General features: G+C 57.2%; 5 protein-coding genes. 1 reads left to right on the top strand and 4 read right to left on the bottom strand.

The window, feature by feature from the left end:
- Positions 1 to 71: 71 nt before the first annotated feature.
- The gene (locus LOC70_RS24490; RefSeq protein ID WP_230253742.1) at positions 72 to 4910 is read left to right on the top strand and encodes a Calx-beta domain-containing protein; all 4839 of its coding nucleotides are present in this window, start codon (positions 72 to 74) and stop codon (positions 4908 to 4910) included.
- Here LOC70_RS24490 and LOC70_RS11605 read toward each other — a convergent pair.
- The 4 genes from LOC70_RS11605 to LOC70_RS11590 all read right to left on the bottom strand — a co-directional run bounded on the left by LOC70_RS11605 (position 4907) and on the right by LOC70_RS11590 (position 11605).
- Positions 4907 to 5836 carry a BBP7 family outer membrane beta-barrel protein gene (locus LOC70_RS11605; protein ID WP_230253741.1) on the bottom strand — a complete coding sequence of 310 codons (930 nt, stop codon included), beginning with the start codon at positions 5834 to 5836 and terminating at the stop codon, positions 4907 to 4909. The two genes, LOC70_RS24490 and LOC70_RS11605, sit on opposite strands and share 4 nt — an antisense overlap.
- A 282-nt stretch (positions 5837 to 6118) precedes the next feature.
- Positions 6119 to 6895 carry a methylamine utilization protein gene (locus LOC70_RS11600; protein WP_230253740.1) on the bottom strand — a complete coding sequence of 259 codons (777 nt, stop codon included), beginning with the start codon at positions 6893 to 6895 and terminating at the stop codon, positions 6119 to 6121.
- Positions 6896 to 7085: 190 nt separating this feature from the next.
- Positions 7086 to 9419, bottom strand: a complete 2334-nt coding sequence (locus tag LOC70_RS11595) for a site-2 protease family protein (protein ID WP_230253739.1) — start codon at positions 9417 to 9419, stop codon at positions 7086 to 7088.
- Positions 9419 to 11605, bottom strand: coding sequence for an efflux RND transporter periplasmic adaptor subunit (locus LOC70_RS11590; RefSeq protein WP_230253738.1), 2187 nt, complete (start codon positions 11603 to 11605; stop codon positions 9419 to 9421). The genes LOC70_RS11595 and LOC70_RS11590 overlap by 1 nt, the downstream gene beginning before the upstream one ends.
- Between the last annotated feature and the right edge of the window lie 40 nt (positions 11606 to 11645).

Here is an 11645-nt window from a genome sequence, read left to right as displayed (position 1 = left end):
TCGTGCCGACGTCTCTGGTTCTGCAGGGGGGCGTTGAGTGTCGAGAAACCGCTTTGAGATTGAGGCCAGCCGTGAAGAATGTGATCCGCCGAAGACTGTCTGCTTCCTTGCAACGCAAGCAACCTCGGAGAACAGTTCGTCGTCGATTTTTTGGTATCGAAACGCTGGAATCGCGTCGGGTATTGGCCGGAGCCACTCCGGTCGCAGAGACCTTTGAATCCGGCCGGATCGCGGTCGACACGGACGTCGAAGTCCGGATTGCCGATCTGGTCGACGAATTCGGCACCGACGTCGACGACGACCTGACCACCGCTTCGCTGACCTTCGGCATGGCCTCGATTGATGGCGTCAGCGGGTTCTCGCAAATGGATGTTGGATTTCGGTACGAGATCACCAATGCGGATGACGGAGTCCTGTTCTTTGACACCAACGCGGCGGTCTTTGACACGGTCGGTCCGGGCCAAGGCGTCGATGTGGAGATCGAGTTCACCGTTAGCGATGGCAATACCAGCGACGACGGCGTGTTGACGTTCTTGGTCAGCGGATCGGGCAAGCTGGCCGACAATATCGTGCTGACGTTTCCTGGTCCAATCACGACAGCCAGTGAAGTCGCCGTTTCCGCGGCCGACGACGGGACACAATCGCAACTGGTGATCACCACCGGCGGTGTGCAGGACGTCTCGGACACGTTGCTGACCGTCAACAATGCGGCCGATCCGGTCACCGCATTTGACGACTTGCGACAAGACGACACGTTGTTGATCGCCGGTGCGTTTGCCCAAGGCGTCGGCGCATCGTCAAGTGCCTCGGCACGCAACTTCTCCGACGCGTTGGCCAGCTCGTTTGGAACCAATGCCATGGCGACGTCGGTCGCGAGGAATGATTCGTCCGCCACGACGGCAGCGGGCAACGAGTCCGACGCGAGTTCTCTTGCCGAAAACAACTCGTCCGCGATCGCGATTGCCGATGCCGACAGCTCCTCGACGGCGACCGCCGACAACAACTCAGTAACCTACGCGCAAGCCAGCAATTCTTCCGTCAGCGTCGCGACGGCGGACGTCGATTCAGAGTCGACGGCAATCTCGGAGGACAACTCCGCCGCCAACTCGAACACTCTTTCGAATTCAATCTCAAACGCTACCGCGATCGATGGTTCAGCGGCAACCGCAAACGCATCGACTGATTCGCAGGCCACCGCGTCGGCCACCGAAGGAAGTGCTGCGGAGTCCAATGCGGATGAGATGGGTGTCGCCGATGCGGTTGCCAGTAACACTTCCAATGCAACCGCGACGGCGCTCGTCAATTCAGCCGCGAGTGCCGACGCATCCGACATCGGGCAAGCCTCGGCAACATCCGCAGAGCAAAGTGCAGCAGAAGCCCGTGCTGAGACGGGAGGCATCGCTGATGCGGCCACCCTCGACGATTCCAATGCAACGGCAACAGCCTTCAACGGTGCGGATTCGACCGCATTCTCCGGAGACGCCTCCTCAGCGACGGCATCTGCCGATCGCGGAGCGTCTGCGACGGCCTCCGCTGACATCAATTCCATCGCCGAATCCGTCGCCGACCGCCAGTCCTCGTCGGTTGCAGTAGCTCAAGATGGAGGTATTGCGAACTCGACGGCCGATAACTCGTCCGTCTCCGCGGCTGATGCCCAGCGAGTCTCCAATGCGGAAGCGTCCGCCGATGGCGGATCGGCCGCATCATCGACCGCATCCGATAGTTCCCAGGCAACCGCGTTGGCTGCCAATGGGTCAATTGCGACGTCTGAGGCTACCAACCGAAGCACGGCGAATGCGATTGGCGACAATGGATCGCTAAGCAATGCAACCGCTGATTTGGATTCGAGCTCGACTGCGGAAGGGGATGAACTGTCATCCGCGAATGCCTCTGCGGTTGAATCTTCGGAAGCCGCTGCGACAGCCGTCCAAACCGGAAATTCCGAATCGACCGCGTCCAATGATTCGATCGCAAATGCCACCGCGACACAAACCTCGGACGCAACCGCGAACGCAAGCGACTCGTCGCTCGCAAGTGCCGACGCTGCAAACGTTTCGAGTGCGGAGTCAACAGCAGACGGCGGTTCCTCGTCCTCCGCAACCGCATCAGACGATTCAGAAGCAACCTCACTGACTGAAAACGGCTCGGTTGCAACTTCCATCGCGTCGAGCGGAAGCACCGCGACCTCTACCTCTAAGAACACTTCAACCGCCAACGCAAGTGGCGAAGTTGACTCGAACTCGATCGCAACCGCTAACGCTCTCTCCGTAGCGACCGCTCTCGCCACCGGCTCCTCCGAAGCAAACGCAAACGCGGATAACGAAGGTCTCGCCAACTCAGTCGCAAATAACGATTCGGACGCGACAACGGAGGCAACTCAAACCTCCGACGCCACCGCGACCGCCGATCGAGAAGGTTCGGCAACAGCGGTTGCCGATTCCAATTCCTCCGCGTCCGCCGATGCTGACCGTCAATCCACGTCAGTTGCAGTAGCTCAAGATGGAGGTATCGCGAACTCGACTTCCGACAATTCATCAACCGCATCGACGGACGCGGTTGATGTCTCGAACGCCACGGCAGAGTCGGACGGTGGCTCGGTCGCATCTTCGTCCGCCGAGAATGACTCAACCACGTCAGCAATCGCAACGACCGGGTCCGTCGCAACGGCAAATGCCACGACCGCAAGTACGGCTGAATCAACCGCCGACAACTTTTCGTCCAGTTCCGCAACAGCGGACGGCCAATCGACCTCCACCAGCGATGCCGACATTCAATCCGCTGCATCCGCATTCGCCACGGGTTCCTCCGAAGCAACCGCCAATGCTGTCGACACCGGAATAGCAAATTCAGTCGCAACTAACGATTCGGACGCGACAACGGAGGCAACTCAAACCTCCGACGCCACAGCGACCGCCGATCGAGAAGGTTCCGCGACAGCGGTTGCCAATGACACTTCCTCCTCGTCCGCCACCGCTGACCGTCAATCTACAGCGGTCGCGTCTGCAGACAAAGGCAGCACCTCCGACGTGAGCGCAGACAACGGGTCGGTCGTCTCTGCTGACGCCCAACAGGATTCGGTTGCCTCCGCCAACGCAGTGGATGATTCCTCCGCAACCGCTACAGCGAATGCTGGATCGGTCGCCGGATCAACGGCGACTGGGCAGAGCACTGCAGAAAGTGTTTCCGACACGGCGTCGGCCGCCAGCGCAACCGCGGACGATGGAACGATCGCCGAAGCGAATGCCACTCAGAACTCAAGTTCAACCGCCATTTCAAAATTCGCTCAGGTTGACGGCATCAATGCGACCGGAGTTGCAAACTTCGCCATCAGCGCGCAAACAGGACTCACCCAGAATATTGTTCAGGGCCAACCGGCTGTGTTGCCGTTTACGTTCGACGAGTCAAATGGTGAGCTGGACTTTGTTGAACTGTCGGGGCTCCCTGCCGGAACCCAACTGAGCGAAGGGGAAACCACCGACAACGGTGTGACCTGGCAATTCGTCGAACCACCGACCAACGATATCGTCATGATGTTGCCCGGTTCGTTCAGTGGTTCGTTCCTCGTCGATGTACGGACCCAAAACACGGCCGACACCACCGCGCTGGCGCAATACGAGATCGATGTGGAACCGGTCCAGGCGACACAACTGACGATCAACAACACACGCGTCATCGAATCGGATTCCGGCGTGCGTCAAGCACAACTGACGATCACGCGCAGCGACAACCAAAACGATGTCTCGTTGCTGGCACGAACGATCGATAAAACGGCGACCGCCGGTGAAGATTTTGAATACACGCGTGACGAGATCACGTTTGCCGCCGGCGGCGAGTTGACCAAGACGTTCACCGTCGACATCTTCGGTGACACCGATGTTGAAAACGACGAACGGATCGTGGTCCGACTCTTCCGCTCCAGAGGTGCCGAGATTGCAGACGCCACCGGGATCATCAGGATTGTCAACGATGATGCCCAGCCGGCGCTGTTGACGATCAACAACACACGCGTAATCGAATCGGACTCGGGTGTGCGTCAAGCTCAATTGACCATCACGCGCAGCCACAATCTCGACGACGCATCGGTGCTGGCAAGAACGATCGATAACTCGGCGACCGCCGGGGAAGATTTTGAATACACGCGTGAAGAGATCACGTTTGCCGCCGGCGGCGAGTTGACCAAAACGTTCACCGTCGACATTTTTGGTGACACCGATGTCGAAGACGATGAACGGATCGTCGTGCGATTGTTCCGTCCACGGGGCATCGAAATTGACGACGCGACGGGAATCATCAAAATCGTCAACGACGATGTTGCACCGGTCGAAGGCCGCTTGATTGTCCAGCCATTGGTCGTTGGACAGAACACGCTGATCCTGACCGGCGAAGAACCCGGCGCGTTTTCGGCGTTCACGATGGGCACCAGCGAAGGCAGCACCACGTTCGAAGACTATGACGTCACGGTGGACATCGATAACGCCGCCGTCCCAGTGATCGGCGTGGCGGGCGAAAACGGCAACGCCACCGTGGTTATCGAACTGACCGCCGAACAACTGGCTGGACCGTTGTTTTTTCAGGCTTTCGGGATGGCACCGGCTAGTCCTGTGAGCAATCTGGTGCGAGGTCGCTTGGCAGAAGATGTCAACGGTGACTCAGCGGTCACGGCTCTCGATGCGTTGCTGGTTATCAACAACATTCAATCCAATGACGGGCCCGAGGGTGAGTACGTCGAGTCAACAGGCAACGTCCATGACGTCAATGGTGACGGGCGTGTTACCGCGTTGGATGCTCTCCGGGTGATCAATCGTCTTGAGCGAGATTCGCAACAAATTGCAACTTCACCTCAAGAGGATGAAGACGAAGATGACGATCTTTTGCAGACGCTCGCTAAAGACGATGGCCGACTGTTCTAGTATCGAAACTGAATTCCAGTGCTCAAGCCATGGAAAAGGACGTCACTAGAGTTGTTCAGTCCATTGCGAGCGAAAAAGTTTGTATTGGCAAGTTGGCTATCAGCGAGAACAACATCCGACAGCCAGAGGGCATGATAGCCGGTGAAGATCTCGATGGAGTTGTTGAGCTTGTAACCTGCTTGCAACTTGAGTTCTCCGAGAAACGCTACATCAACGTCATCGTCGATGGATCGGAGAGTTGAAATGGTGGTGGTGGCAGTGGAGTTCTGGTCGGCATGGTTCAGCATGATCCCCGCATTTGCCTGAAGTCCGACCGACAACCGGTTCCAAGTGATCAAGCTTGAATGCAAACCGATTTGCGTACCGAAGAGATCGTTTCGGCTGTCAATCGCGATAGTCGTTTCGGAAGCAGAATCCGGCGATCCGACCGTCAGTCCTTCATCGAGATGAAGGTAACGCAAACCGAACAAGAGCTGGAAATCCTCGTTGACCTGCCGTCGGCAATTCGCTTCGAAGTTGTGGAGTGAAGAACTAAATTCGGCAACCACACGGCTTCCGGCGGTGGCATTGATAGGCACCGCAGTGTTCAGTCGAATTAGCTCCGCAGGCGTAGTACTCAAGGTCGCAGTCGCTGAATCTTCAAACCATCCGAAATAGCGAATCTCAGAATCAACGTGCTGACTGACAGCCTTGGTGATCGTGAGTTCAAAACCACCCTCCAATTCGTGTTGAAGATCATCACCGGTAATTTGACGGGTGGAGTCGGCAACTGCATTTGCGAGCAGTGGATCGCTCTGGTTCACGCGTTCAAGTAGCAGACCGCCGACGTAGAAGCTGGAGTCGTTAGCAAGCAATTGGTGATGGGGCGTTGCAATGAAGATTGCGACGAAGCATGACTGGACGAGCGTGATCTTCTTGGAGGGCATTTCACGATCCTTCGACTGGGAACCCAAGTGGGATGCAATTCAGGTGAGTTCTGAATGTCCTTTCACCATGGTTTCGTTCATCGAATGAACACATGAAAGAAGTGTGTCAATTCAGCACCGCTTGCGAGCAATCTCTGGCATCGAGCCGTCTTGTAGGTACAGTCGTTAAATCTCCACCCGAATGGCGGGGCGATCAGCTTCAGCGATCCTCTCGTTGCACAAAAAAACTCGGCGTTGCCGGGGGCGACGCCGAGTTTATTGAGGTTTGATTGGACTGTTTGATCAGTCGGCGGAAAGGGCGTCGCCGGCGACCATGATGTCACCCAGGTCGTTCATGCCTGGTTTGATGTCCAGCTCGAATCGGCTGCGACGCCAAGATTCTTTCTTGCCATCGATTTTGACTTCGTCGATCTTGCCGGCTTCGTGCGAGACGCGGAAAGTGACATCGCCGGTGGGCAAGCCTTCGATGACCAGCGTTCCGTCTTCGCTGCTAACGGCTGCATAGGGGTGCTCCAGAACGACCACGTAGGCACGCATCCAAGGGTGGATGTTGCACTCGACTGGGATCGCGGCTGGCTCAGGCTTTTCCAACGCGACTTCTTTTTCGGCTTGCGCGGGAATCATCAAGTTCTCCGCCTTGTTGGCGAAGAAGTTGAGGTTCGCGTTGTGACCGACGGGATCGGGGTTCGTGATTTTCAGCGTGTCGCCGGTTTGTGCGATCACGTAGTGTGGCTCGAAACGGCAATCTCTGTTCGCCAACGTGAGCGTTTCGTTCTTGGCGGGAACATCGTCCAGCTTGGTGCCACCGCGGCCGGTGTAAACGTAAACCAGAACGTTTTTGATGCCCTTCGAATCGGCGTCGACGATTAACTTCTCATTTGGAATGTCATGTTTTCCGCAGAAGTCGACATCCTTGTTCGGATCGATCAGGTCCAACTTGGGAACGGTGGGGGCGTCGTAAACAAAACGCATTTTCAGCGTTCCGGTCTCAGCCATTGCCACCGAAGCGGTCATGGCCAAAGTCGCGGCGGCGCCGGTAATCAAAGGGCGAATATTCAAGGGGTCTCTCCTGGAAGAACGAAACGTTCAGGTTAGGTGGGTGACGACGTAGGAGGGTGATGACGCGGCTTGAGAAGCAAATGTTCTGCCAAAATCGAAGTCGATGGACTTCGCGTGTCATCATGCAGGTGGGATGTTAATTGTACCCGTCCTGCGACGAAAGTCTAGGAAAGGTAGGAAGATACGAGGTTCAGCGGAAGCGGAATAAACTTGAAAGGACTTCGTAGATTCTTTGCCACAAAGAAGCCGGTTCGACGCGAATTTTGGCTTTTCCAGACCCACCCAGCAGCGTCAGGTCATCATTCGTGGGCGAGTCGACCAGTGAAATGTTGACCAGGTAACTTGTTTGAGGAGTACGCACGGCTGAGTCGGCTTGCCGGTGGTCTCGGCGAGGTGTGTCGACTCGGGAGTCGTACGTTTCTTCCGCGATGTCGGCGATCTTTCCAAGCAAGACTTCCGTCGGGGCATTGTCGCGAATGAGGGTGACGGTTTGGCCCGGTTGCATCCTTCGACGTTGAACCGCCGTGACAACGGCTTCGGCTCGCCAAGGGATGTCGGACGTCTCGGGGGAGTCCGAATTGGACGATGAAAGTTCGCTCGGAATGATCGCCAGCAATTCAGTTCCGGCTTCCAAGGTGCAACCGATGTTCTCGGGCGAGGTCGGGTCGCCAGACCACGACGCCAACCGGACAGCGGTTCGATCGATCGCAGGGTTGGATTCTGGTCGCAGCCCGAGCGGATTCGCATCGGCGTCCAACGAATCCATTCCGCGTGGACCCGAGTTGTCACCCGTGGGATTGCTCTGCGCGACCATGACGGTGCCGTCACAGGGGGCGGTCACGGCCAACGAGTCACGACGACGCTGGGCCGCCTTCAAGCGACTGGCCAGTTCGTCGCGCAATGCTTCGGCAGCCGGAAGTTGGTGGCTGGCTTCGGGCACCAAGGTTTGCGAAGACCGCAATCCTTCTAGCCGTGTTTCTTGATCACGCAATGCACTGGCGGCATCAAGGCATTCGCGTTGGACATCCGGGTTGGTCAGTTCGGCAAGCAAGTCTCCTTTGAGAACTTTGTCTCCGGGCTGCACAACCACTCGAGTCAGGACGCCGCCCGATGTCAGGTGCACCCTTGTTTCGTTGAGAGGGCTGAATCGGATGGCCGTTGTGACTGAACGAGGCAGCGGGATCGTTCCCGCGAATCCAACCGCGATCAGAATCGCCGCCCAAATCAAAATTCGCGACCAACGAGCTTTCCGTCGGTTCATAGGATTGGTCCCAAATTGTTTGAGTGGCACGATCGTTCCCAAAGCCATGGAAGCAATCGCGAAAATGGCCATGCACTGACCGATGATTTCCAAACCATACGGACGCAGCCAAACCCAAATGAAGCCGATGATGGTGAACATCAACACCCATCGATAAGCGAGCGAGGCGGCAGCATAAACAAGCAACCAACCGGACTGATCGGCTGGTTCACCCTGGTTGCGGTTGGCTGGGAGGCCCAAGAATACGGACGACAACATTCGTCCCCACGCACGTTTGGCTCGTTGTGACAAGTTGGGCATGTCCGTCCAGTCCGACAGCAGGTAGTACCCGTCGTATCGAAGCAGCGGATTCGCATTGAACACCACCGTGCTGATGCCGCAGACGACCATGACATGCGACGCGATCGTGTGCACCAATCCCACAGGCGTCATCAACCAAACCCACGCTGCAACGGATGCGATGATGACTTCCGTGCCGATTCCGGCCAAGGCAATGCAGGCCCGTTTCCAACGGTCGGCGATCAGCCACGATCCGCTGGTGTCGCAGTACAACGCTGGTGTGAAGACCAACAACATCGGGCCGATGGATCGACACTTGGCACCGAAACGTTCGGATACCAATGCGTGGCCCAGTTCGTGTGCGATCTTCGTCAAAGCAACGACGGCAGCCAAAATCAACGCACTTTGCATCGTCATCCATTGCCCAGCGGATGGCAGTTCCGCGAAATAGCGGTCTCGATGAATCAACATCAACAAAGCAGCGGACGCAACGAACGCCGTGAGCGTGATGATCCCCGGCCAACTCAACCATGGTCGAGCGATCGGCATCAGCCACCGCATCACCGGGGCTGGATCCACACCGGGAAAACGCAGGAACAACCATTGGCTCAGCGTCGACCAAATCTTCTGTCGGCGATCCTGGTCGGCTCGGCGAAGCAGCGATGTTCCCTGGCCAGCGGAATGACTGATCGTCAGCCCGCTTTCGTGAAAACGAAACAGCAATGCATTGAGCTGGCCCGGTCGAACACGCCGATTGGGATAGCGTGTTTGATAGTGATCCCGCAAATCGTCCAAGCTGCAATCACCGTCCAGCAGCGTCAACAAGAAGTACTCGTCTTCGCGAAGCCGGTGATACTTGGAAGCAACCGGATCATGAACGACCACCCAACCTGCATGACGATGCGAGACACGGACGGCTTTCAGTCCAATCTTGTGCCGCACATCCAAAGGACGCCGGGTCGATGAATCTTGTTGGGCACCCATCAGCGAAATCGAAACAGCACGTTGCGGTGAACCCAATCCACGACGTCGTCCAAGGCACTGGCGAGATAGCGTTTCTTGCCACAAACGATTTTTGCGGTGACTTCCGCATCTCCACGAAAGCCATCTTCGGGAACTTCATTGATTTTCGCGACGACGTCCAGCACGCTTCGTCCATCAGCACGCCGGCGGGCGACCGAACCGACCGATGTGACTTCCGCTTCGAACGTTTCCGTCGGCCGAGTCTCAATCGCGAATCGAATGGGCAGGGGATCGCCATTGGAATATCGCTGCAGAACCTCTCTCGAACGAAATTCCTCCAGTTTCAGTTCCAATTCCCATGGGCCGTCGGGCTGTACCATCGACAGCAAACGGTCGCCGCGGGACACCGGACGGTCGCTCAGCCTTTCGTTCAATCGCCAACCGACGACTTGCCCGTCAAACGGGGCACGAATGGAAAGCATCGACTGCATCTGTTGATTCAAATCCAATCGTTTGTTCAGTGATTCGATTTGGTTTTCGAGCGATTGTTGTTCGAGAATGTTTTGAGCGCTTTCTCGATCGCCATTGTCCCCTGACAGCAACAAAGCTCGGATGGAACTGAGTTGTTGGGTGGCGGTCGCCAGCTCACCGGAGATGGCTTCGGCTTCACGTGTCAGTTCGGCATTGTCCAAACGCACCAGCATCTCGCCGGCTTGGACGTGATCCCCATCGGACACCAACAGCTCATCCACGATGCCGTCAATTCCCGCGAAAATTGCTCGGCGAACGGCGGGACGAGCCTCGCCAGTCGCGACGACGTGGTGATCGACTTGGATCAACCAACCAGCACTCAACCCCGCCATGACCAACAGGCTGATCGCCACCGCCCAATTGCGAAACGCTCTTCGTGAGGCGGCTGCTAGCGGGCGGCGAAGAGGTAATGCAAAGACGCTGGCGTGGTTGAGAGCATTACTGAGCGCCAATGCGGATTCATCGGCAACCTCGCGAATCGCGGGAGAGATTTCGGTGGCCGGATCACCCGAAAACGTTTCCAGCATCAATATCGCAATGGGAGGATGGTTGTTGGCGTGACTCCTCAGTTCGTCATCTGACGGAGCATCCAGCGACAAGTCTTGCCCGAGTTCCGTGGCATACGGATCGTCTGATTGAGATGGTTCAAACAATGGAATCATCGCTACCGAATGCACACCGGATTCATCCAGATAACCTTCGAGCGGTTCGATCAATTGCGGCGACAGCGCGGCGGGATCGATTGCTTGCTCATCGTTTGGCGACGTTGCTTGTGCCGGCAGGATCAACGGACGCTTGATGACCGCCACCGCGTCGGCCAATTGATTCATGCTGCGAATCAAAGGGGACCGTCGATCAATCACGGACGATCCGCTGATCGCACGAACTTGAAACTTTGGTCGCCGAGAAGAAGTTTTGGGTAGCAAGACCGCTGCCCGATCGCATGCCAACAATCGCGGCAGATCAGCCGCGATGCGGTAGGCGGTCGACGTCGGGTCGAGGTCCTGATGGAAACCTCGCATCACCGCACGGACGTTTCGGAACGCTTGATCGAGGTTGACCAGTTCGTGCGCCGGAGGTTCCCCGGCAAGCGTGGCAATTGCCCGTGATGACTCGGTTGATTCGGAATCCACTTGCGTTGGCGTTGCGAATCGTTCACGAGACGCTTTCGCGAATTCGCCCAACTGTTTCATTGCGGGCAGCAGTGCCGTCGGAGCGAGCTCGTGATCGTGCAGAAGCATCAACTTCGCCGATTGCGGCGCCGGCAACAGTTCCACTCCCAACGCGGTCGCTCTCGCATCGGTTTGCCCGTTTGGTGTTTCAAACACAAACGACGTGGCGCTGGGGGAGACCTCGCTGAGTTGTTGCCGCAGCCAGTCGCGATCCAGGTTCGCCGCGATGGTTTCATTGCGAACCAACATGCGCGGTTGTGGGAACGAGTTGTCTTGGACCGCGACCAAGGCGGCCGAGTGGATCTCCGCCAGATGCGTCGCCAGGCGATGAAGAAATTCCGCCTCGTCGCGAGACTGCTCGGCGAGCTGACGCACGGTTTGCTCAGCGGCGGTGGGCTTCGCCGCCGAATTCGCGTTTTTCCCGGCGTTCGCGGATTCCAAACCTCCAGCCTGGGCGGCTTGCGTGTTGGCGGAATCGGTCGTGGAAGCGTTCGGGTACGACATGCCCCACAGGATACTCAGCGTTTCCGCTTTCGGGGGCGAC

The sequence above is a fragment of the Rhodopirellula halodulae genome (genome assembly GCF_020966775.1).
Classification (GTDB): domain Bacteria; phylum Planctomycetota; class Planctomycetia; order Pirellulales; family Pirellulaceae; genus Rhodopirellula; species Rhodopirellula halodulae.
This window is presented reverse-complemented; position numbering and strand designations above follow the sequence as displayed.